The 24,033-nt window shown below is 47.8% G+C and carries 21 protein-coding genes and 2 riboswitches; of the genes, 14 read left to right on the forward strand and 7 right to left on the reverse strand.

Annotated elements, in window-relative coordinates; translation table 11 throughout:
- Window positions 1-13: 13 nt before the first annotated feature.
- Both gcvPA and gcvT read right to left on the reverse strand, forming a co-directional pair.
- Window positions 14-1,366: an aminomethyl-transferring glycine dehydrogenase subunit GcvPA gene (gene gcvPA / locus ACFSVM_RS21620; RefSeq protein WP_379264500.1), complete on the reverse strand. Its 1,353-nt coding sequence runs from the start codon at window positions 1,364-1,366 to the stop codon at window positions 14-16.
- Entirely contained in the window at window positions 1,366-2,499 is a 1,134-nt protein-coding gene (gcvT, locus tag ACFSVM_RS21625; RefSeq protein ID WP_379264502.1) for a glycine cleavage system aminomethyltransferase GcvT, read from the reverse strand. The genes gcvPA and gcvT overlap by 1 nt, the downstream gene beginning before the upstream one ends.
- 165 nt (window positions 2,500-2,664) lie before the next feature.
- Window positions 2,665-2,792: riboswitch (glycine riboswitch) on the reverse strand.
- Between the two features lies 1 nt (window position 2,793).
- Window positions 2,794-2,936, reverse strand: a riboswitch (glycine riboswitch).
- A gap of 235 nt (window positions 2,937-3,171) precedes the next feature.
- On the opposite strand from gcvT, the gene gcvH reads away from it, so the two are divergent.
- Entirely contained in the window at window positions 3,172-3,564 is a 393-nt protein-coding gene (gene gcvH / locus ACFSVM_RS21630; RefSeq protein ID WP_076313437.1) for a glycine cleavage system protein GcvH, read from the forward strand.
- 176 nt (window positions 3,565-3,740) lie between these two features.
- Here the strand turns inward: gcvH and ACFSVM_RS21635 are convergent, their stop codons facing one another.
- The 4 genes from ACFSVM_RS21635 to ACFSVM_RS21650 form a co-directional block, all read right to left on the reverse strand.
- The gene (locus ACFSVM_RS21635; protein WP_379264504.1) at window positions 3,741-4,253 is read right to left on the reverse strand and encodes a hypothetical protein; all 513 of its coding nucleotides are present in this window, start codon (window positions 4,251-4,253) and stop codon (window positions 3,741-3,743) included.
- Between the two features lie 107 nt (window positions 4,254-4,360).
- Window positions 4,361-4,585 carry a cysteine-rich CWC family protein gene (locus ACFSVM_RS21640; RefSeq protein WP_076313435.1) on the reverse strand — a complete coding sequence of 75 codons (225 nt, stop codon included), beginning with the start codon at window positions 4,583-4,585 and terminating at the stop codon, window positions 4,361-4,363.
- A 56-nt stretch (window positions 4,586-4,641) separates the two neighbouring features.
- The gene (locus ACFSVM_RS21645) at window positions 4,642-5,256 is read right to left on the reverse strand and encodes a hypothetical protein (protein WP_083655904.1); all 615 of its coding nucleotides are present in this window, start codon (window positions 5,254-5,256) and stop codon (window positions 4,642-4,644) included.
- A 206-nt stretch (window positions 5,257-5,462) separates the two neighbouring features.
- A complete protein-coding gene (locus ACFSVM_RS21650) occupies window positions 5,463-7,466 on the reverse strand; it encodes an endonuclease MutS2 (protein WP_379264506.1) in 2,004 nt (667 codons plus the stop codon).
- A gap of 791 nt (window positions 7,467-8,257) precedes the next feature.
- Here ACFSVM_RS21650 and thiM point away from each other — a divergent pair.
- From thiM to ACFSVM_RS21715, 13 genes are all read left to right on the forward strand, one after another.
- Window positions 8,258-9,100 carry a hydroxyethylthiazole kinase gene (thiM, locus tag ACFSVM_RS21655; protein WP_379264508.1) on the forward strand — a complete coding sequence of 281 codons (843 nt, stop codon included), beginning with the start codon at window positions 8,258-8,260 and terminating at the stop codon, window positions 9,098-9,100.
- Window positions 9,101-9,103: 3 nt separating this feature from the next.
- Window positions 9,104-9,916 carry a bifunctional hydroxymethylpyrimidine kinase/phosphomethylpyrimidine kinase gene (gene thiD / locus ACFSVM_RS21660; RefSeq protein ID WP_379264510.1) on the forward strand — a complete coding sequence of 271 codons (813 nt, stop codon included), beginning with the start codon at window positions 9,104-9,106 and terminating at the stop codon, window positions 9,914-9,916.
- A complete protein-coding gene (thiE, locus tag ACFSVM_RS21665) occupies window positions 9,913-10,566 on the forward strand; it encodes a thiamine phosphate synthase (protein WP_379264512.1) in 654 nt (217 codons plus the stop codon). Before thiD ends, thiE begins: the two co-directional genes overlap by 4 nt.
- A gap of 351 nt (window positions 10,567-10,917) precedes the next feature.
- Window positions 10,918-11,733 (forward strand): creatininase family protein, encoded by an 816-nt coding sequence (locus ACFSVM_RS21670; RefSeq protein WP_076313431.1) that lies wholly within the window; start codon window positions 10,918-10,920, stop codon window positions 11,731-11,733.
- A 16-nt stretch (window positions 11,734-11,749) separates the two neighbouring features.
- Window positions 11,750-12,556, forward strand: a complete 807-nt coding sequence (locus tag ACFSVM_RS21675; protein ID WP_083655903.1) for an ABC transporter ATP-binding protein — start codon at window positions 11,750-11,752, stop codon at window positions 12,554-12,556.
- Window positions 12,557-12,593: 37 nt separating this feature from the next.
- Window positions 12,594-13,916 (forward strand): FAD-binding oxidoreductase, encoded by a 1,323-nt coding sequence (locus tag ACFSVM_RS21680; RefSeq protein WP_305954043.1) that lies wholly within the window; start codon window positions 12,594-12,596, stop codon window positions 13,914-13,916.
- Between the two features lie 36 nt (window positions 13,917-13,952).
- Window positions 13,953-14,840 (forward strand): ABC transporter permease, encoded by an 888-nt coding sequence (locus ACFSVM_RS21685; protein ID WP_083655902.1) that lies wholly within the window; start codon window positions 13,953-13,955, stop codon window positions 14,838-14,840.
- A gap of 58 nt (window positions 14,841-14,898) precedes the next feature.
- Entirely contained in the window at window positions 14,899-15,936 is a 1,038-nt protein-coding gene (locus ACFSVM_RS21690) for an ABC transporter substrate-binding protein (protein ID WP_090725158.1), read from the forward strand.
- A 144-nt stretch (window positions 15,937-16,080) separates the two neighbouring features.
- Entirely contained in the window at window positions 16,081-17,463 is a 1,383-nt protein-coding gene (locus ACFSVM_RS21695) for an amidohydrolase family protein (RefSeq protein ID WP_076313428.1), read from the forward strand.
- The gene (locus tag ACFSVM_RS21700) at window positions 17,454-18,737 is read left to right on the forward strand and encodes an amidohydrolase family protein (RefSeq protein ID WP_379264517.1); all 1,284 of its coding nucleotides are present in this window, start codon (window positions 17,454-17,456) and stop codon (window positions 18,735-18,737) included. The genes ACFSVM_RS21695 and ACFSVM_RS21700 overlap by 10 nt, the downstream gene beginning before the upstream one ends.
- Window positions 18,738-19,148: 411 nt before the next feature.
- Window positions 19,149-22,040 carry a type I pullulanase gene (pulA, locus tag ACFSVM_RS21705; RefSeq protein ID WP_379264519.1) on the forward strand — a complete coding sequence of 964 codons (2,892 nt, stop codon included), beginning with the start codon at window positions 19,149-19,151 and terminating at the stop codon, window positions 22,038-22,040.
- 245 nt (window positions 22,041-22,285) lie between these two features.
- Window positions 22,286-22,912, forward strand: coding sequence for a 50S ribosomal protein L25 (locus ACFSVM_RS21710; protein WP_076313424.1), 627 nt, complete (start codon window positions 22,286-22,288; stop codon window positions 22,910-22,912).
- A 258-nt stretch (window positions 22,913-23,170) separates the two neighbouring features.
- Window positions 23,171-23,305 carry a hypothetical protein gene (locus ACFSVM_RS21715; RefSeq protein WP_379264521.1) on the forward strand — a complete coding sequence of 45 codons (135 nt, stop codon included), beginning with the start codon at window positions 23,171-23,173 and terminating at the stop codon, window positions 23,303-23,305.
- Window positions 23,306-23,586: 281 nt separating this feature from the next.
- On the opposite strand, the gene ACFSVM_RS21720 is transcribed toward ACFSVM_RS21715, so the two are convergent.
- A partial coding sequence (locus ACFSVM_RS21720) for a manganese catalase family protein (RefSeq protein WP_379264523.1) occupies window positions 23,587-24,033 on the reverse strand: 447 nt, incomplete at its 5' end.

The raw sequence follows: 24,033 nt of genomic DNA on the forward strand, positions 1-24,033 counted from the left end.
GCTTCAATCTTACTCACAGCAATCCCTCCAATACCGCTTTGAATTCATCGATTTCTTCTTTGCTCCGGCGTTCTGTAACGGCAATCAGCATATGACCGCTTAGCTCCGGGTATTCACGTCCCAAATCATATCCTCCGATAAATCCTGCAGCGAGCAGCTTGCTCTGTACATCTTCCATGCTCGTATGGTCCGGCAGCTTAATCACAAATTCGTTAAACGTCGGTGAAGTGAAAGGAGTGCTTACCCCTTCAATAGAAGCTAATGTCTGCTTGGCATAATGACTCTTCTGCAAATTAAGCTCCGACACATCAAGCATGCCTTGTTTACCGAGCAGCGACATATAGACTGATGCACTTAGTGCAAGCAGAGCCTGGTTGGAACAAATATTGGAGGTCGCTTTTTCGCGGCGGATATGCTGTTCACGAGCCTGCAGAGTAAGCACAAAGCCTCGTCTGCCATAACGATCCGTCGTTTGACCGACAATCCGTCCAGGAATTCTGCGCATGTGGGCCTGGGATACAGCAAAATATCCACAGGTAGGACCGCCATAGGAGCCTGCAATCCCTAGCGGCTGAGCATCACCAACAACGATATCTGCACCAAGCTTACCCGGTGCTTCCAGAAGTCCGAGTGAAATTGGATTCGCACTGACGATGAGAAGTCCTTTATTGGGATGAATCAAGTCAGCTGCAGCCTGGATATCTTCTACACTGCCGAAGAAGTTCGGGCTTTGAATCATAACCGCAGCCGTATCCTCACCGATTGCAGCAGCGAGTGCTTCCATATCAGTGACACCATTTTGATAACCAATCTCTACAATTTCAAGATTCAGACCATGTGCATAACTCGCAAGTACCTGGCGGGATTCCGGATGTACGGTGCTCGATACGACCAGCTTCTTCCGGCGCGTTGCAGCTGCAGCCAGATTACCCGCCTCTGCAAAAGCGGTTGCTCCATCATACATACTCGCATTGGCGACAGCCATTCCGGTAAGCTCGCAAATATAGGATTGGAATTCAAAAATCGCCTGCAGCTCGCCTTGGCTGATCTCGGGCTGATAAGGCGTATAAGCGGTATAGAATTCGGAGCGGGAAATGACATGGTTAATGACAGAAGGTACATGATGGTCATAGATACCTGCGCCGAGAAAGCTTGCATGTGTATCTGCGTTCACATTGCGTCCGGCAAGACGGGACATATGGCGTGTGAGTGCATATTCGTCCAGCTTGGATGAAACAGGGAGTTCGCCTTTAAAGCGGATTTCTTCAGGAATGTCGGAGAAGAGATCCTCTATCGTTTCAGCTCCGATTGCTGCCAGCATTTCCGCCTGATCTTGTTCCGTCATCGGAAGATAACGATTTGTCATTACGAATTCGCTCCTTTTGCCGCTTGGGCTGTAGGTTTTGGTCTTCTATAGAATGGGGTTTTGATCACTTCTGCCTTGAGGCGTTTGCCCCGGATTTCGACATCAACCGTGGTGCCTGGTTCTGTAAACCGGATATCCAGCAGTGCAAGACCCAGATTGCGTTTCAGGGTAGGCGACTGGGTACCTGTTGTTACCTCGCCGATTTGTTCTTCGTCAGCAAAGACCGGATAATGAGCTCGTGGAATACCGCGGTCTGTAATCTCTATTCCGACGAGCTTTCGGGTCAGGCCTTCTTCTTTTTGCTTCACCAGTGCATCCCGACCGATAAAGTCACCAGCTGCCAGCTTCACGAACATCCCTAGACCGGCTTCGAGCGGTGTAATCGTTGATGAGAGCTCCTGTCCATATAACGGAAGCTTAGCTTCAAATCGAAGTGTATCTCTCGCACCAAGCCCGATAGGAAGCAATCCTTCATCTTCGCCAGCGGCCATAAGTGCAAGCCATACTTTCTGAGCGTCATCGGCACTGACATAAATTTCGAAGCCGTCCTCACCGGTATATCCTGTGCGTGAGAGAATAACGGTGCTTCCGCTGACTTCTGCTCCGTCGACAAAACGGAAAGAACCAAGTTCAGCAAGGTTCACATCCGTCACTTTAGATAATATAGCCTCTGCCTTTGGACCCTGCAGTGCCAGCAGAGCGGTTGCATGCGATTCATTCACCATCTGTACGTTCGCAGGCAGATGTTCTTGCAGCCATGTCCAATCCTTATCAATATTGGATGCATTCACTACAAGCATGAACAAATGCTCGCTGCGCTTATACACGAGCAAGTCGTCCACTACACCACCTGTGGGATAGCACATAAGTGTGTACTGTGCCTGACCAATTTCGAGCAGGGATATGTCATTTGTCAGCATTCCTTGCAGGAAGTTGGCTGCATTCTCGCCTTCTACTCGAAATTCGCCCATATGGGATACATCGAATAATCCGGCCTGCTGTCTAACAGCCTCATGCTCTTTCTGGATACCGCTGAAGGAAACCGGGAGCTCCCAGCCTCCAAAATCGATACAGCGTACATTTGGATATTGTTCATAAAGAGGGAAAAGCGGTGTTCTCAATAATTGGGACATAATTTTCACCTCGTCAAAAGCCGGCTTCCGGCTGTAGTTAAATAGAAGGAATGAAGAAGAATAATCATCAGGATAAATAATAGGAAAAGGGAAAAAGGGCGATTGGAAAAAGAAAAAGGACAGGCCAAAGAAAAATACACGCAAATAAAGCATGTGTTCTTCTTAGGCTCTGTCCTTGGTACCTGAGAGTTACCCCGTATGCAATGCTCACGAGTTTCCCCTTGGGTGATCCTTTTATTAACAACGTTCGCTTCTAGTAAGCAGGCGAACGGTTATGGATGCTCTCCAGAGTCGCGTCCGGTAAAAGTCCTTTTGCCTGAGAGATTCACCCTTTGCTTATCAATGGGCTTACTCCTTCGGCGTTACCATGCGGAAAATGTCCCTTGCTCAGAAGCTCAGAACAAGAATCCTGCGGTAATCTCTCCCTTTACGTTCAACCGCTTAACGAGCTAGAATGTTCGGAAATAGCGAACTCTTCCGCTCAATCTAACGCTTATACTACATTAATACGTGATTAAATCCGAAAAGTCAAGGAGTATATCCATAAAACATATTTTTTGTTAGCAATCTTGACATTGTGATGAGGATTGTTTTACGCTATGGGTGGAAAAAGGGCAGGAACCAGAGAAGAAACACAATTCTAACTTTTGAAAAAGCGAGGCTGACGAGATCATGAGCGAAGTAATTAACGGTTTGTTGTATAGTGAAGAGCATGAATGGGTTCAAACGTTAGAAGGAGATACGGTACGTATCGGAATTACTGAATTTGCTCAGCATCAGCTGGGAGATATTGTGTTTGTGGAGCTGCCTGAAGTAGGAACGGACATTAATAGTGATGATAGTATTGGTACGATTGAATCGGTTAAGACCGTATCTGATTTGTTTGCGCCAGTTAGCGGAACGATTATCAGTGTAAATGATAAGCTTCAAGACGAGCCGGAGCTTGTGAATGCTGCACCTTATAGCGATGGCTGGATGATTGAAGTGAAGCTGAGTGGAGATTACAAGGCTGCTCTTGCTAAACTGCTGGATGCCGATGCTTATCGTGCACATACTGAAGAGTAACAAGATATTATTTAATATATGACGTAATGATTTAAATTGTTTGAGCTGATCTTCCTGTCTAAAAGGGAGGTCAGCTCTTTTTTATATGATATTGCATATAATCAATAGTCATAACGCATCATCGCTGTAGTGTCTGTTGTGAAAAAAATGTTTCTCGTGGAACGAATCTCATGGGGTTAATTAATTTTGTAGAAGCCATCATGATCTTGCACGATGTGGACAGAAGCAGACCCCGCAGCTGAATTCGAGCGAAGAGCTCGGCTCGTTACCGTAATGGTAGTTTCTTTTACGGGTGGAGATGCAAGAGGGGACCAATAAATGATGCTGGCCTGCTTCACCTCAAGGGATGTTCCTGATGACCTCACCTGTGTGCCCGTCGAACCATCCATAACCAGTAATTTACCTGAAGAAGCTGTAACGGTTAGCGGAAATGAGTTGTTTTCTTCCCTTATTTCGATGGGGAATCCAGGAACGCTGCTCATCACCATAGCATATTTATCAAGCGGAAATGTAATTTGAAGCGGGCTGTATTGATCGGACTCTGACGAAATGCTTGTAGATGGAGATATAGCAGAAGGTACATTGGGCCACAGAATGAACGCAGAGGCGAGAAGGATGGATGAGACAGTAACATAAGTACTTTTGACTTTAGATGGTGAGTGTGTTCTCATTACTTGCGTCTTCGTCATGATAACCTCCCCGAAAGTTTAAGTATATATTCAATATAACGTTTACTTGCCGCAAAGGTTGTAACCAAAATAATTCATTGAATGCAATTTCAGATAGGCCAAGGGGTTCAGGCTTTATCCGTTCCCCTGGCATGAAACGCAATTACACAGGCTTCACACACACATGCCTTGCGTCTCTGCTCGTCCGGAATACGTGACAGCAGTTCCTGTGGAACAGACCGACTCATACACCAGCATTCCGTGTAAGGCTTCCCGGCTGCATAGGCACACTCATTAGACTTGTGGCACAAAGGGCAGAGGAGCGGATTGATTTCAATAGAGGATGAAGACATATTTCACCTGCTTTATGATAGGGTCATTGTTGATTATGGATGCAAAGCGTTAGATTCTATGATGAATGTGATCTGCTTGAATTGCGTTCTTGAATTTCAAAGAACAAAAAGCAAGCTAGGTTCAAGGCAAAAAACAAAATATTAAGCCAGATCTGATTCATATAGAGGATGTAAGAGATCAGAATCAAGAATATGAGCATTAGAGCAGTAACAATAGCATATTCAAATTTAAGCTTAAGTTTATCATATGGATAGCTGAATCCGAAGTTGTATTTATACATAAGCCAGGATATGATCAACAGCACAGCGCTGCTGTAGCTTTGTAACAGATAACCGCTGCGAACACTCTGCTCCAATACATCTGTATCTCCGTAAAGGATGATCAATAAGAGACTCTTGATAGCACCGTACAGGACTGTCACTAATATAGTGCGGAAGGCCGAAGGCAGCAAAGGAATTTTTACCACAACGGTGAAGAATAGGGTCAAAATGATAATGGTAATAACCGGCACCAGATTAGCGACATCCAGCTCACTCTGCAGAAAGTAGCTCTGTAAATTAACGAGCATAAGGACAAATAGGGCTCGCTTGGCATAATGGGCAGGATTAATCTTGAATAACATAATAATAAGGATGAAAAGTGCAAATGTCTCGAGTGATGAAAAAAGCATGAACGCTAGAAATTCCAGAATATTCTTCCCCCAGTAATATGTAAATATATGCAATACCCGAACAAAGCAGCTTGACCATAATAATATGTGCTTAACTGTGAAGTAAAGTATTTTTTTATGGAAATATTAAAGATGGACGAGGAAGAGACATTCCCCGTCCATCTTTGTTTATTCATTTGCATCATATCACATATTCAATGGCACACTTAAGACTCATCTCTTGGCATTTCAATGGTGAGACCCGGAACATGCTTCTTGGACATTTGTTTTCGTTTTTTTCGATTCTCCTTGGTCTGGGATACAACGTCAAAATCATAGTCGTCCGGATACAGCTCTTCGCCTGCAATGTGCAGCTTCACTCGCTGCTTGGCAATTTTCAGCTTTTTTCCTCGAACAAGTACGGTAAGCTTGCCTTTTGGATCCTCTGCTTCGACAATAATTCCTCCTTCCTGCATATAAGGGATGTGTACCCTGTCCCCAATCTGCAGCGGCCGGGCCGGCTGTGTTTCCATATCAGTTGGCTCAGCTCTTTTGGCATGGGCAGCTCGTGACCCTCGGCGATCGTCATCTACCCGTTTTGTATGGTCTGGTATTGGTTCATGAGAATTTGTATTGCGATACACGATGTTACGCTTCTCTTCGCTATCAGCGGCTTTCGGTTCTCCTGAAGAATCTGCAATTGCTGTCAATGATGTGGCAGAGATCTGTTTGGAACGCTCAATGATATAAGGCGGAATCCCGAGCTTCAGGGCAATGGCATAAGCATAGCTGTTCCCTGCTTCCCCGATCGTCAGCCGATATAACGGCTTCAAAGATTCTGTATCAAATTCCATGCGGGCATTCTCAAATCCGTCAGCCGACGCTGCGAAATTTTTGATCTCCGAAAAATGAGTCGTTGCCACGACCGTCGCCTGCCTTCTATGCATCTCTTCGAGCAGAGCGATAGACAATCCGGTTCCTTCCCCAGGATCTGTACCCGACGCCATTTCGTCAATAAGAATAAGCGTGGAAGGGTCCGCGATCTTTAGAATTTCGATAATGTTCTTGATGTGGGCAGAGAACGTGCTCAGCTGATGCTCAATGCTCTGACCATCCCCGATATCGACGGCGACTTGCTCAAATACGCTCAGCTGACTGTCTTCTCCGACAGGAACGAGTAGACCGGACTGGGCCATGAGTGTTAGCAGCCCAATGGTCTTAAGACATAAGGTTTTGCCGCCGGTATTGGGACCTGTAATAATCAAGGACTTGAATGCATCACCAATGTGGAAATCGAGCGGAACCATATTGTTCACGAGCGGATGCCGTGCGGACCTTAATCGAATGACCCCATGATCAACGAGGTGAACCGACCGTCCCTGATAGGAGAGGGCATAACGTGCTTTGGCGAACAAAAAGTCGTATATGCCTACTGTATCCGTATTCACACGCAGCTCATATTCAGCTTGGTCTGCTAAACGCGTCAATTCACTGAGTATCTTCATCTCCTCCCGCTGTTCCGCTGCACGATGCAGGCTGAGCTCCATCTGAAGACTGGCGATCTCGTCCGGCTCGATAAATACCGTTTGGCCACTGGCGGATTCGCCGTGAACCGTTCCTCTGATCTGCTTGCGGAATTCCTTCTGGACAGGCAGGCAGTAGCGGTCCCCGCGTTTTGTTATGAGCTGGTCCTGCAGAATAGAACGGTGCTTGGACAGAAGGGTATCCAGCTTCTTTTTCAGCCGTTCCTCGATGACCTGAGCCTGTTTTCTCGTCTTGAGCAGTTCTTTGCTGGCATGATCGGTAATCCGGCCTAAGTAAATACAGCGTTCCACCTCTTCACGGAGGGAATCCAGGGTGTACATAGAGCCTGCATAGGCACTTATATTCGGGGCAATCTCTCTCTTAGACTGCATGTACTTCATAAGCTGGGTGCAGCTTCGCAGAAATTGCAGGAGATGCATGAAATCCTGTTCCGTAAATAGATAGCCTGTGCCCAGCAGATTCATAATATTTTCGATTCCTGACAATGAAGGAAGTGGGACGCTTGCTCCGTGCCGGATCAGTCCCAGTGCTTCCTCTGTTTCAGCCAGTGCCTGACGAATCTGGGTTAGACGGGTCATGGGAGTCAGTGAATCGATCTGCCGTTCTCCAAGGTAGGATACCGCGTAAGATCGCAGTTGTTCTTTGACAGTACTGTATTCGAGTCTTTGCATGCTTTGATGATTCATGGGTTATTGCTCCTTTTTTTTTTGTATTAATGAATGACGTTGAAGCGGATAAAACAAAAAAAGACGCAAGAAGCGAACAGTAGGGTTCGTTCTTACGTCTGTATGCATGAGTTAGCTTATGGATCGGCAAAGGATGCTGCCAAGCCATAAATATCAACCTGTGAATGGTGCCCCGCCATCCATAATTTGTTGACTACAGAGCATAGATCTCTGTAAATCATGGTTTTACGGGTACAAAAAAACCGCGCTGCAAAAACAGCGCGGATGAGTTCACAAGTCAATTGTACATCACTCATGTTCATAGAGAGTTTAGTTATCCGCTGTTCTTAACTGATTTCATGAGGCATCTATAGCGTACACATGTAAATGCGCATTAAAAAATAAACATCGCAATTTCAGGCGATGAAGCAATAGATCAAGCCTCTGTATGAAATTTGATTAGTTAAGAACGATCACCGACATCAAAAATCTCTCCTTTTTGGATGAGTTACTTTGTATCATATGCTACACGGCAGCGAAAGTCAACAAATTGAATGTTGGGAAGATGTACTATACAATGAAGAGGCACGAGTAATTTTAATAATTATATAGATACGGGAGCCTGCGGAAGCAAGCTGAGAGTACAACTAATCTGTTGTTGACCGGTTGAACCTGCCATGGATAATGCCAGCGTAGGGAGCGAACATGATGATGACGCATGCTTTCGCATGCGTTTTTTTAGTTTTGCGACACCCCTCTCAGTTCCAAGATCGGCTCCTGTGTACCTTCCAAAAAGAAAGGACTCGATCCCAATGTCTAATGTTGAACTTGAACTATCATCTCTTATCACTCGTATCCACGAAGAACAACCCTTGATCCATAACATAACGAATACGGTCGTTACGAATTTTACGGCGAACGGCTTGCTAGCTCTTGGCGCTTCCCCGGTCATGGCCTATGCGGAGGAGGAAGTGGCTGATATGGTTCAGCATGCCCGTGCACTGGTGCTCAATATCGGGACACTTACCACAGACCTAGTCCATACGATGATTGCAGCAGGCAAGGCGGCAAATGTATACGGTGTACCTGTTCTCTTGGATCCGGTCGGAGCGGGAGCTACACCTTATCGGACAGATGCGGCACTTCGGCTTCTTCGGGAAGTAGAGATCGCGCTCATTAGAGGCAATGCAGGAGAAATCAGCCATTTAATCGGGGAAGGGATGACCGTAAAAGGTGTAGACGCGGGTCAATTTGAGGTCATAGATCGAGCACAAATGGCGGTGCGTGCAGCCCGAACACTCGGAACAACCGTCGTCGTATCTGGTCCAGAAGACGTCATTACGAATGGAGATACAGGATTTATTATTAAATCCGGCCATCCTTTACTTACACGTGTCACAGGGACAGGCTGTCTCTTAACCTCGGTCATCGGTGCTTTTCTTGCCGTTCATGACTCGGTATTGGAAGCAGGGGCCGCAGGTCTTGGGTTTTATGGAGCGGCGGCAAGCCTCGCGGGGCAGAAGACCGAGCAGAAGGGGGCCGGCAGCTTCCAGATTGCATTCTTGGATGAGCTGTCCAAGCTTGAGCCGTCTGTATTTGAGAAGTATGTTGAACTTACCGACATGAACGAGCTGTTTATTCAGGAGGAGGCATAGTCGATGAATATACCTAAGGCGCTTACCATTGCAGGCTCAGACAGCGGAGGCGGTGCTGGAATTCAAGCCGATATCAAAACCTTTCAGGAGCTGGATGTCTACGGTATGTCGGCACTCACCTCAGTTACTGCCCAAAATACCCTTGGCGTACAAGGCGTGCATTCTTTGCCGGTTCCCTTTGTAGCTCAGCAGATCGAGTCCGTCTTTGCGGATCTGAGACCAGATGCCGTGAAGACAGGGATGTTATTCAGCAGTGAAATTATTGCAGAGGTTGCAAGGCAGGCTGCACGGCATCGAATAGATAAGCTGGTTATCGATCCAGTGATGATTGCAAAAGGCGGTGCGTCCTTGCTTCAGTCGGAAGCAGTGACGGCGCTAGTTCAGCAGCTTCTTCCGCTTGCACTTGTCGTTACACCGAACATTCCCGAGGCGGAGGTGATGACAGGCTGCCCTATTCATTCGCTGGCAGACCGCAAGGAGGCGGCTAAACGAATACATGATTATGGTCCTGCCTACGTCATTGTAAAAGGTGGCCATGATGCAGGCAGCGATACGGTTACGGACCTGGTATACGATGGGAGAGGATTTACGGAGCTTGCAGGGCCAAGAGTAGACACGGTTCATTCCCATGGAACAGGCTGTACCTTCTCCGCGGCGCTTACCGCAGAATTGGCAAAAGGAAAGGACGTCCTGTCAGCGGCGAGGACGGCCAGAGATTTTGTCCAAGCTGCACTTACCGATGCACTGGGCATCGGAGGAGGACAGGGTCCGACGAATCACTGGGCTTATCGCAGGCAAAAAGGAGTGAGCGTATGAGCCGGATTTCGAGTGTCCGTATGAAGGAGCTGCTTCGGGTCTATTTTGTAATGGGTAGTAGAAATTGTGTTCAAGCACCGGAGGATACACTGGAGGCTGCACTCACCGGCGGGGTGACATTATTCCAGTTCAGAGAGAAAGGTCCCGGCTGCCTTGAAGGCGCTGAGCGGATCGAACTCGCCCGGCGTTTGCAGAAGCTGTGCAGAGAGCATAAAGTACCTTTTATTGTGAACGATGATGTTGACTTGGCACTGGAAGTGGATGCGGACGGTGTCCATGTCGGTCAGGAGGATGAGGAAGCGGGCTTGGTGAGACAAAGAATTGGAGATCGAATCCTCGGCATATCGGCTCATACTATTCAAGAAGCGGCGAGAGCTTATGCGCAAGGGGCCGATTATATCGGAGTAGGCCCCATTTATCCAACAAAATCAAAGGATGATGCACAGGCTGTGCAAGGTCCAGAGATCATTAAGGTTATGCGGAACGCGAATGTTACACTTCCCATCGTTGGCATCGGAGGAATTACAGTAGACAATGCCAAAGACGTGTTTGCTGCAGGAGCAGATGGGATAGCCGTCATTTCCGCGATCAGCTATGCAGAGGATATTGCAGGCCGTGTGAGACAGCTTCAACATAACTTTAAAGCTTAACAATGTGAAAAAAAGAGAAGGATAGCTGACATGAAACAGTCATCCTTCTCTTTTTTATTTATAAAGCATGAAAACGAAGGTTGTATTACATTCATACTTTACATAACAAATTCAAACCTCTTTTATTGCCAATCCCTCCTTAATAACGAACAATATTAAGTTTTTTCTTCTGATTTTTCGTATATAGACCCTTGAACCTAACATTAAGATAACATGATTAAGTGCTTGAGGCACAAAATAAAGTTGCCATTTTATATAAAAAACCAAAACGACGTAAATTTTGTTTACATCATCTCCTCCTCCCATTACATTTGATTCTAACAACAATACATAACTGAGGGGTGGATATGAATGACCGCACGTTATCAAGGAATGGCTTACAACGAGTTGTTCCTCCCCAGACTGTCCGGGCCGGAGATCGGTGAACTCGCCAAGACGGGAGCTATGCTGATCCTGCCAATCGGTGCAATGGAACAGCACGGGCCGCATCTTCCTGTTTATACCGACACGCTGATTGGAGAAGGGTTGTTAACGGAGGCATTCAAGCATCTGACTCCAGAGGATAATATATGGCTATTGCCGCATCTCCCTTATGGAAAAAGTAATGAGCATGCGGGGTGGAGCGGCACGGTGACATTATCAGCGACGACTCTGCTAGCTGTGCTGATGGATATTGCAGAGAGCCTTGCCAGATCCGGCTTTGACAGGCTCGTATTATTTAATACACACGGCGGAAATGCGGATCTGCTTAACCTGGCTGCCAGAGATATTAGAGAGAAGACAGGGATGATGGTATTCAGGCTTGATGGAGGCGGGCTCGATAACGATAAGGAGCTCCTCACACCTGAAGAACGCATGTACGGAATTCACGCAGGTGATTCGGAAACATCGATGATCATGCATCTCCATAACGATTGGGTGCATCGCGATTTGCTTCCCAATGAATACCCGCCTGTTACTCCAGAAATGAAGCTTCAATTCAGCAACAAACGGTTTGCATGGGTAATGAAGGATTTATCGGAATCCGGTGTTTGTGGAAATGCACAGCTGGCTACAGCGGAGAAGGGCCGCACACTATTGTCATCAGCAGGCAGGAATGCAGCGGAGCTGTTTAGACTGATGCTTGAGTTCCAGTTCGACAAGAAAGTAAAAATGGAATCCGTTTAAAGGGAGAGATGAAACGATGAGCAGCTTGATTACAGCACAGGGAAATAAGGCAAATCTTAACCCAGGAATGACACCGCTAGTGGAGATGGAAGGCATCAGCAAGATCTATCAGACCGGCACTATCGCGCTGCAGGACGTCAATCTCAGCATACCGGAAGGAGAGTTTGTCAGCTTTGTAGGTCCATCCGGCTGCGGTAAATCTACGATATTCCGTATGATCGCTGGACTTGGAGACCCGACAGCCGGCAGAATGCGGCTGATGGGTATGGAGCCTGCCGAAGCGAGAAAACAGAGTGACATTTCCTTCGTATTTCAGGATGCAACACTGCTTCCATGGTGCAAAGTGATTGACAACGTAACGCTGCCGATGGAGCTGCGAAAGATCCCGAAGAAGGAAAGAGTGGAGAAGGCAATGCATGTGCTTGAGATGGTTGGTCTGCAGGATTATGCGAACGCCCTTCCGCGCCAGCTCTCAGGCGGGATGAAGATGCGGGTATCGATCGCGAGAGCACTGGCATCCGATCCGAAGCTGCTTCTCATGGATGAGCCTTTTGGAGCGCTCGATGAAATGACCAGACAGACGCTTCAGGATGAGCTGCTCGGCATATGGCAGAAGGATAAGAAAATGACGGTCTTATTCGTTACACATAACGTTTTTGAAGCGGTATACCTCTCGACTTCCATCGTTGTCATGACAGCAAGACCTGGTAAAATCGCGAGTACGATCCCGGTACCTGTACCGTTCCCGAGAGATGAAACGTTCCGCACCGCGCCGGAGTTCAGCAAGCTGGTCGGTCAAGTGTCAGAGGTGCTGCATCACTAGCATAAGTGAAAAAAATCCGTGTTCAAGGAGGATGAAGATGATGGCTGTTGAGATCGAGAAGGTGTGTATTGACGGGCTTGGAATAGATAAGGTGCTGCTTGATCTTGATTCGAGGGAGAAGCTCTCGAAAGATTACTACTGGTATTCTCCTGTCCTTGAAAAACGGCTGAAGGATAAGATTGCGGACAGCATTGTTCGACCCGAGTCGGATGCTGAGGTCGAGACATTGCTTAAGATTGCGTATCACCATAAAGTTCCTGTTACGGTTAGAGGGGCAGGCACTGGAAACTACGGTCAGGCGATCCCGCTCGAAGGCGGCATTGTACTCGATCTAAGCAAGCTGGATCAAATCCTTGAATGGGGAGAGAATTCAGTTCGCGTGCAATGTGGAGTCAGACTTGGAGCTCTGGAACGGGCAGCCCGGGAACGAGAGCTTGAACTGCGAATTTATCCGAGCACGTTCATGAAGGCGACCGTCGGAGGTTATGTATGCGGTGGTTCAGGAGGGATTGGTTCCATCACCTGGGGGGACCTGTGGGACGGCAATGTATCGGAGGTCGTCGTCTATACCATGGAAGAGGAGCCGAGAAGACTGGTCGTGTCCGGCGAAGATCTTCCGGCCTATATTCATAACTATGGCACAACCGGAATTCTGACCGAGCTTGTGATTCCACTTGCACCCAAGACCGAATGGGAGCAGTCTATCGTATTCTTTGATGATTTTATGCAGGCTATGGAATTCTCCCATGACCTGTCTCATGATGATTCCATTCGCAAGAGACTAATCTCTCCCCACGAATGGCCCATACCTTCCTATTTTAGACCATTGAAAAAGGTGGTCCTCCCCGAGAAAGCGGCGGTTCTGCTAGAGACAGAGGAGGGAAGCCAGCCTGCCCTTGCACGTCTTGCGGAGCTGCATGGCGGAACAGTTGGCCATTACATTCCGGCTGAGAAGTACCGATCAGGCATTGGCTTGTCTGACTTTGGCTGGAATCACACCACATTATGGGCGCTTAAATGCGAGAACAATATTACCTATTTGCAGGCCGGATTCTCCTTAGCACATTTCAGAGAACAAGTGAAGCTTGTTAAAGAAACATTTGGAGATGAAGTGCTGCTTCATTTTGAATGGATGAGAAGCCGTGGCACAGTCACTCCGTCTTCACTGCCCGTCGTGCGTTATACGACCGAGGAGCGCTTGAACGAAATCATTGACTTCTTTAACACTAACGGAATTCATGTGGCAAACCCGCATACGTATTCACTGGACTCCGGTGGACGAGGAATATTGCCGCTTATGAAACAGAAGAAACAGGAGAATGATCCGTTAAGGCTGCTTAACCCTGGCAAGATCGATTAGAAGAAGCTCTCTTGAAAGAAAGGACGTGCTTAAACAATGGCAATGAATCAGCCGAAGCTTGCTTATGAAAAAAAGGGTCAGAAAGAGGACAGTAATACGCCTTCTGCCTCAGCTGTCCAAACCCCGAAAGCTGCGAAGAACAATAATTTCATGCAAAAATTTCTTCCTCCCGCCATCGCCTTCATCGTTGTAGTCGGCCTATGGGAGATCGTAACGAGATTGCTCGGATACGCTCCCTATTTGCTTCCTAAGCCATCGGACATCGTATTATCGGCCGTAGAGAATTGGAGCAACCTGATGACATCGGTCATGACGACGGTATATGAATCGGTGTTTGGATTCTTGCTCAGCATCGTTATCGGGGTATCCGGCGCCATACTGCTTGCCAGTTCCAAAATCATCGAAAAAGCAGTCTATCCCTATGCTATCGTGCTGCAAACGATTCCGGTTGTCGCGATCGCCCCGATTATCGTCATCTGGTTTGGTGCCGGCGTGAATTCGATTGTCATCATTGCCTTCCTGATTGGCTTCTTCCCGATGATATCCAACACCTTGATTGGTCTTAATTCTACCGATGGCAACATGCAGAACCTGTTCAAGCTCTACAATGCTTCACGCTGGCAGATCATGTGGAGACTGCGTCTGCCTGCCGCAATGCCTTATATTATTGCAGGACTGAAAATATCCTGTACCCTGTCTGTCGTAGGGGCTATTGTCGGTGAATACATTGCTGGCATTGGCGGCGGAGAAGGTGGTCTTGGTTATGCCATTACAGTTGCTTCTTCAAGACTCCAGACACCTTATTTGTTCGCCTGCGGACTGTGCGCTTCCATTCTGGGGATTACCTTCTATCTGCTCGTAAGTGCCTTCTCCAAGTGGGCGCTCAGCTCTTGGCATGAGTCTGAAATGAAATCCGAGAACTAAGATAAGATTTCTGAAATCAAAATATTCTGAAATCAAAATATAAGGGGGATTCAAGAGAATGAACAATTCATGGAAGAAGAAAATGTCAGGTCTCACAGTAACGATGGCACTCGCCCTTATATTTTCAGCATGCAGCAGCTCAGGCTCTGGCGGCAGTACAACCGAAGGAAGCGCCAGCGCTAGTGAAGAAGGCGACAAGGAGCCGGTAAAAATCACCCAGGTGACGAACTGGTTTGCACAGCCTGAGCATGGAGGGCAGTATACCGCTCTAGCGCAAGGCTACTACGAGGAAGCCGGTATCGATATGACCATCGAGCCTGGTGGACCTCAGGTATCCTCTATGCAGATCGTAGCTTCCGGCAAAGCCCAGTTCGGTATGGGGCAAGCGGATGAAGTGCTCACTGCCAGAGACAACGGAATTCCGGTTGTAGCCATTGCAGCCATCTTCCAAAAGAGCCCGCAGGCGATGCTGTTCCATGCAGATGCGGATATTCAGGATTTTGAGGATTTAGACGGACGTAACGTATATATTGCACCAGGGTCTGGCTATTGGGATTTTATTAAGAAGAAATATGATCTGACAGAAGTGAAGGACCAAACCTATACAGGGCAATTCGTTAACTTCATTGAGGATAAGGATGCGGTCACACAGTCCTATGTCACATCAGAGCCCTATACACTCGAGCAGCAAGGGATTGAGACCCGTTATTTACTGACTTATGATGCAGGATTTCAGCCTTATTCCAATGTGCTGTTTACTACAGAAGAGTTCCTTGAGAAGAATCCTGAGGTTGTAAAATCGTTCCTTGCCGCCTCTATCAAAGGCTGGAATTATTACAAGGACAATTACGAAGAGATGAACGAGTTTCTGAAGGAAAGAAATCCGGATCTCACGCTGGAAGGGATGAAGTATGGAGCGGAGCAGGAATTTGAGCTGATTTTTACAGACGAGACGGAATCGAACGGGCTGCTCAGCATGACAGAAGAACGTTGGACGAAGCTTCAGGAGGATATGTACAGTCTTGGATTACTGAAATCCAAAGAGGATATAGGAAATGTCTTCACGACCGAATATCTTCCCGGTCCCAGCGAATAATGGATTGACAGCTTATTAAGAGCTGCAGCCTCCTGGCTTATCGGACGCCGGCCTATTGGGCAGCTGACGCATAAGCTGCAGGGGGTTTTTTTAATGAGAGTGATATGCACGATTAGGTCTGTCCTTAGATAGGAGGAGCGAAGCATGACAGGAACACTGCGTTTTATCAATGCCTCACTGCACGAACTTAAGAGCCGGGGCAAGCTCTATGATATTCGGATTCGTGATGGGAAATTTGAATCTGTTCAGGAGCAGACCTCAGGCGAGGAAAGGGTTCAGGCTGCGGACATTGCGTCATTTGCGCTTCCCATGAGGAGGGATATGAGCAATGAGCAGAAGGTGTTTGATCTCAAGGGACGAATGATGCTTCCTGGCTTAGTGGATATACATATGCATCTGGATAAAGCCTTCAGCCTGCCCCAGGTAGGTAATCAAACGGGGACACTGCTTGAAGCCATTCAAAATTACAGCCGTGCAGCGTCATCCTTCTCGAAGGAAACAATTCGTGCACGGATCGTAAGGACTGCTCTGCAGGCGGTATCTTATGGATCGACCAGGCTGAGATCCCACCTTGATTTTAATGTGAATGCAGGGGAAGATGTTGCAATTCGTACAGTGGAAGCTGCACTGGAAGCTAGAGCGTTACTGAGCGGTGTGGTGGATCTGGAGCTGTATCCCATGGTTCCTTATCGCGATCTTGGAAGAAGGGGCATGGAGCTGATTGAGGAGTCGCTCAGAATGGGACTTGACGGCATTGGTGGTGCGCCGCATTTATCCCATCACCCCGATGCAGATATTGAGGGTATATTTGAGCTGGCGGTACGTCTTGGAGTGCCTATTGATCTGCACTGCGATGAGACGGACAATCCCGAGATGAAGACAGTACTTAAAGTAGCTCAGGAATCACTGAAATATGATTATCATGGAAAGGTCACTGCCGGACATTTATGCTCTCTGTCTTCCATGCCCCCAGCTGAGGCTGAAGAGCTGATCGCGATGATGTCACTCGCTGGAGTTCATGCGGTTACTCTTCCGGCGGCCAATCTGTATCTTCAAGGCAGAGCAGACCTGGGTCCTGTAAGACGCGGAGTGACCCGGGTCCGTGAGCTGATGGATGGGGGAGTTGCTCTCGCCGCGGCATCAGACAATATCCACGATCCATTCCATCCCTTCGGGAGAGGAGATCTGCTGCAAATTGCGCAGCTTACAGGCTATGCTGCCCATTATGGAAGTCCCGAGGACATGGTGCAGCTTCTCGATATGGTAACGGTGAAGCCTGCCATCATCGCCGGCTTGGAGAATTACGGTATTCGCAGGGGGGGAGCAGCCGACTTCGTTATTGTGGATGCGAGGAATCCGGAGGAAGTGTTCACACGCCTGCCGGCCGGCCGCTGGGTCGCCAAATCCGGAGCATGGGTCAGTGTGACAAGGGCAGCAAGCCAATATGGGGATGAACGAATTCAAAGGTTGTGGGAGGCGTCCGTGTTAGAAACAGAAGGAATCGGGGGGACAGCGGTATGGAAGTGACGACATTAAAAAATGTAATGACACAGGAAGGCCGTCATGTGGATGTATTCCTTGCATCAGGGCACATTCATTCCATTGAGCCATCTGACAGCAGTAAGGCTTGGAAAGACGATCAGGAAGTAGAACATACCATTGATGGGCAAGGGGGACTCCTGCTCCCAGCGTTTGTAGAATCTCATATTCATTTGGATACCGTGCTCACGGCAGGCGATCCGGACTGGAACAGAAGCGGCACCTTGCTGGAAGGGATTCAGCTGTGGGGTGAACGCAAGAAGCGGCTCACCCCGGAAGATGTGCGGCAGCGGGCGAACGAAGTCATACGTCTTCTGGTCGGACATGGAGTACTCTATATTCGGACGCACGCAGATATTTCCGATCCCCGGATGACAGCGCTAAAGACACTTCTTGCATTGAAGGAGGAGTGGGCATCTGTTGTTCAGCTTCAGGTGATCGCTTTTCCTCAGGACGGCATCGTTGCCTGTCCTGGGAATGCAGAGCGCATGGAGGAGGCGCTGCGGCTCGGTGCTGATGGTGTAGGGGCGATCCCGCATGGAGAACGGACCCGGGAGGATGGGGTAGAGTCACTTGAGATTTGCTTCGAGCTTGCGAAGAAGTACAGTGCATTCGTTCACGTCTTCTGTGATGAAACAGATGACGAGCAGTCCCGCTTCCTGGAGTGCACAGCAGCGCTTGCCATTAAGCATGAGCTGTACGGGAAAGTAACTGCCAGTCATTGCAGTGCTACCGCTTATTATAATGAGCCGTATTTCCAGAAGCTGCTGGGACTTGTCAAAGCCTCGCGCATCCATATTATTGCCTGCCCGCTGATTAACAGCTCGATGCAGGGACGATTCGATGCGTATCCAAGAGGCAGGGGGATCGCGCGGATCCGGGATATGTCGAGAGCCGGCATTCCGGTTGCCATTGCCCACGATGACATGCTGACACCTTTCTATCCCTACGGAGACGGCAATCTGCTGCAGGCGGTTCATATGGCGGCCCATTTGGAGCATATGACCGGAAGAGATGATGCTGGCTTGCTGCTAGATATGGTCACGAAGCATGGAGCCGGCGTTCTCGGTCTGGAGGACCATTACGGAATCGCTCCTGGACATCCGGCTAATCTGGTTGTTCTTCCCGCCCAGCAGGCCGCGGATGCCATTCGGCTTCGTCCGAAGCCGCTGTATGTTATTCGCCAAGGCAGAGTTATTGCTCATACCCCTCCCGTGAAGACCGAATTCTCCTTCGCTCCCTCCTATTTACAGGTCTACTAGAACTTCGATACTATGGCAAGCGGCGTCCTATTGCATATTGGCTGGGACGTCTTTTTTTGTGATGTGTATAAGCCTTTTTTTGTGGAGCAGGTATCATTAGCCGACAACCTTTGTAGGATGGTGTCATATACTATTGTGTAAGCGTTTTCTGATTTTACAATATCAGCTCTGCTCATTTCTTTCTCGTTTGGGCGGTTATAGTTTCTCTATGAAAGTGGCATAAATGATAGTAATGACGATAGAGTCATTACTCTGTAGTTTATATATTTGAGGATTTGGTTTATTAAATCCTCAACAACTTTGAATCGATCACCGTGTGCAGGGAGAAGCAGGCGAGTCTAAGAGTCATAACGCACAAACGGGTAAGACTGCAGGGTCCGTACATTATTACAATCACGGGCGGTGAGCTTGATGCAGGATTTGAATAACGTTTATTATGACAAACATGATCTCGGGTTGATTTATACACGTGAGAGCAGCGCTTTTAAGATTTGGGCTCCTACAGCGTGCAAGGTTGAAGTGGTTCTCTATGAAGATGCGGGTCAGTATGATGCTAACGGCTTGGTTATGAATCATGAGGGTGGAATGGCTTATGTCATGAATCAGATGCAGGCAGGTACATGGGGGCTTACACTTCAGGGAGATTGGGAAGGGAAATTCTATATGTACAAGGTCAGTTTCTCAGACGGACAGGTACATTATGCAGTAGACCCTTATGCAAAAGCAGTTGCTGCTGGAGGCGCGCGCACAGCAATCATTGATATGAGCAAGACCGATCCGGACGATTGGGAGGATGATGTGCGTCCCCCGCTGATCAAGTCAACGGATTCCATCATTTATGAGCTTCATGTCCGGGATTTCTCGATGGACGAGGAATCACCTTTTCAGAAGAAAGGGCTTTACAGTGCTTTTTCGGAAGAGGGCTTAACCGATCGAGAGGGACATCGTATTGGAATAGACCATTTGAAGGAGCTTGGGGTAACCCATGTCCACCTGCTTCCGGTGTTTGACTTCAAGACGGTTAATGAATTAACCGTGCATGATGCAGAGGCAGCAGATAACAAATACAACTGGGGCTATGATCCGCAGAACTTCAATGTACCCGAGGGCTCCTATTCGAGTGATCCTTCCAATCCATATACAAGAATTCGAGAGTTCAAGGAAATGATTCGTGCCCTGCATCGCTGCGGCATTCGGGTCATTATGGACGTCGTATACAACCACACCTATGGCGTGGACGATGGACCTTTTGACGGCATTGTACCGGGGTATTATTACCGTAGAAATGGTCACGGATTTCTGTCCAATGGTTCAGGTGTAGGAAATGAGCTGGCAACAGAAAGACCGATGGTTCGAAAATATATTAAGGACTCTGTTCGATATTGGACGGAGGAGTATCACATTGACGGCTTCCGCTTTGATCTCATGGGGCTTATCGATACACAGACGATGACGGAAGTTACGGCAATGCTCAGACAGGAGCTGGATTCTTCGATCCTGGTATACGGCGAGCCTTGGACTGGCGGCGATTCACCGCTTCCGGACAAGACGCTTAAGGGAGTACAGCGAGGCAAAGGCTTTGCGGTATTTAACGACCATTATCGTGCGGCGGTCAAGGGTGACAGCGATGGTGCTGGAAGCGGATTTGCGACAGGCTGGTGGGGAGTGGAAGGTGCGGTGCTGGCTGGAGTGCAGGGAGCGATACATGACTTTGCGTATTCACCGGCGGAGACGATCAATTATGTGACAGCTCACGATAACCTGAATCTCTGGGACAAAATTGTCACATCCCAAGGCATCAGAGATCTGCTAGCCTTTCCTGAATGGAGGGATGGCCGTCCAACGAGCGGAATCAGTGCTGCAGAGGCCGTCAAGCATGCGGATCCTTATCGTCATGTAGATCCAATGAACTTGTTAGACAACGATACGGTAAGACGTTCCCTGCTTGCGAATGGTGTAATTCTCACTTCACAAGGGATTCCTTTTATTCATGCAGGGGATGAACTGCTCCGCTCCAAATTTGGAGACCATAACAGTTATCGGAGCGGAGATGCAGTGAATGCGCTGAGGTGGAGTAATAAGGCGAGGTTCCGTCCCGTATTTGATTATTATAAGGGGCTCATTGCGCTTCGGAAAAAGCATGCTGCCTTTCGTTTGGAGCATCGGGATCAGGTCGAGCAGTATTTGAAAGTGCTTGAGTGCGGTAATGGGGTTCTGGCCTATATGCTGGAAGGCTATCGAGCAGGCGATGCATGGAACCGGATCATTGTTATCTATAATGGGAAAGAGCAGGACGAAATTATAGCCGTACCACAGGATACTTCCTGGAACATCGTTGTCAGTGATCGTGCAGCCGGTGAGAAGGTGCTGGCGCAAGTGACTTCGCAGGTTGTCGTCCCAAGGCTGTCCATGATGGTGCTCTATGATCGAATGAGCGGGATCGAAGTGCCTGTGCTGTCTTCCATTGAAATTATGACCAATAGAAGAGCGGTGGCAGCAGGAGAACATTTTCAATTCGAAGCGGTTTATCGAGATCAGCACGGCAAGCGAATGGACGGAATTACAGCGCTCTGGCGCTCCTCGGATGAACGAGTAATCCGGGTAAGACAGACGGGCAAAGCGAGCAGTCTCATGAATGGACAATGCTTCATCACTGCAGCTCATGGAGAAATATCCGGTACGGTTCAGATGTGGGTCGATGATCTATATCCTGCCCGCATTGAAATCGCTGTCGACAAATCCATCTATGCCACTCAGACGTATCGTCCTCATGTAACGGTCTGGAACCAATATGAAGAAGTGATGGCAGGTGCTCCTTATACGCTGGAGACAACGACACCCCGAGTGATTGCGCTGGATAATGGCAAAGTCAAAGCCATACGACCCGGCACAGCAGTGGTGGCTGCAACTGCAGGTGAGGTCAGGGCAGAGCATCATTTTCAAGTTCAGCCGTATTATGTGCGCACGGTGGAAATAGAATATTCCCGGCCAGATGGACATTACGAAGGCTGGAACGTCTGGGTATGGGGCACGGGTATCCACGACGGCAAAATCCCTTTACATGCTGAGGGTGGTCATTCTGTGAAGGCAAGGATCAGAGTGGCACCCGGCATTAAACGGATCGGGTATATCATTCGGTTGAATGAGTGGGAGAAGCGCGAAGGGGATCGCGATTACTTCATAGATATCCCGCCTTCTCCTGCGAACGAACGAATCAAGGTTCATGTACACAGCGGGACAAGAGAAGTGGTCGTTGCCGTCGGTGGTCAGAAGATACGCTTGCATGGACTTAGCAGTGCATGATGATGGGAATAGAAATGCTGGATTTAATAAGTCGTTATTGTGGGAAAAATAGTGGCGTTTATGTAATGACACGTGAAGTTCAGGCTGTCGAGAGAGACTCGGCAGCTATTTTTATTTCTTTTTATGAGCAAATCGAGATTCAATCCCGTTCATAGGGGGTAGTTATACATATGGCCCTGATTCTATTTGTTATTTGTTATTGGGGGCAAATTCGAACCATGGACTTGTAAGGAGGATGTTTAGATATGAAATCCAACGGAGAAACGGTCCAACTAATTGCCGAGCAAAGGACACAGAAAAAAGGTTCAGGTTTACGAAATCTAAGACAGAGCGGGCGCGTTCCGGCTGTTGTATACGGACAGCAATTTGACAGCATTCCGATTCATGTGGATGCGAAGGAATTCTCCCGCGTATCCCATACGGGACGCTCCGAGCTGTTCGAGCTGAAATTGGACGGCAAAACGGTGCCGGTGCTGATCAAGGATATGCAGAAACAAAACGATCGACTGCTTCATGTTGACTTTATAAAAATTGCCAAAAATAAACCAATTCAGGTCTCGATCTCAATCGATTTCCAAGGTACAGCGGTGGGCTCCAAGGCAGGCGGCGTATTCCAGACGCTGTTGACAGAGCTCGAAGTCGAAGGATTGCCAAATGATCTTCCAGCTGTCATTGAAGTGGATATCTCCAAGCTGGAGGTAGGGGACAAGCTGGCTGCATCCGAAATTGGGTTGCCGAAGGGCGTGTCGCTCGTTACACCTGAAGATACACTCGTTGCTTCTGTAGGGGTATTGCGTGCAGCGGATACGGATACAGGCGAGGCAGCTGAATCTAGCGCTGACGAAGAGGTAGCGGCTTCCGAAGAAAAATAATGATAAGTTGAATAAAATATAGAGTAAGCTCGAGGACTCTGCGCATTTGAATGCGCAGGGTCCTTTTTGCCGTCTGCAAGCTAAAAAAACTTGCGATATACTATTCTCAATTAATAGTCTTTATTATGTTGTTTATTTACCAAGGCGATATTTAAACGAGTTAGTGGAGTGATTGAATTATGCGAAAGAAGAAAGTTAATATCGGGGATGTATTTGTAATCCAATTTGGTATTTATTGAGGATGGGTATTGGACTATATTGGGAAATGCTGAACTACCTGTTGATTTAGCTTTACCTGAGTATTATATACGAGAGGGCCTTGATGATTCCGAACTAGTTACTGCAGAAGAAGATTATGTCCGTATTGCTACAGAAGAAGATCTGAAAAAATAAACGAGAAATGCAACGTATACTCCTGGCGTTCTTGAAGATATTCTGAATGCTATTGTCGATGGAGAAGACTGGAAAGAGGAGTATGGGGATGTAGTATACAAACCATAAATGATTTTCTATTCTGAAAATCACTAGATCAAATTTTTTACTGTTCGAGTTCGAAACTAAACAACCTAAGTCCAAATGAAATACGGACTCAGGTTGTTTTAATTTTGCTTATAATTGATTGTCTTTTTGACTGAGTGAAGTACATCTACTAGGAATCTCTCGATATCTTAATGCTAAAAGTACTTCTGATGACTCCGATCATCCTTAATGATCTCAACGGCTTCACGGAAGCGCTGGGAATGTACGACCTCCCGCTCTCTGAGGTACTTGAGACCGTCCTGCAGGTCCACATCATCGGTCATGTCAATGAGCCACTGATAGGTCGCCCGCGCCTTCTCCTCAGCAGCAATATCCTCATACAGATCAGCAATCGGATCACCCTTGGCCTGAATATAGGTAGCCGTCCACGGCACGCCGGAGGCATTCTGGTAGAACAAGGCATGATCGTGATTCACGAAGTGATCTCCAAGTCCAGCCGCCTTCATCTGTTCTGGTGTCGCATCCTTCGTTAGCTTGTAAACCATAGTGGCAATCATCTCTAGGTGGGCAAACTCTTCTGTTCCATTAGGTTGTAGGTGATGATTATGCCAAGTTATTTGTGAGGAAGTTTGGGGAATATT

Source organism: Paenibacillus shunpengii, from assembly GCF_042684905.1.
Classification (GTDB): domain Bacteria; phylum Bacillota; class Bacilli; order Paenibacillales; family Paenibacillaceae; genus Paenibacillus; species Paenibacillus shunpengii.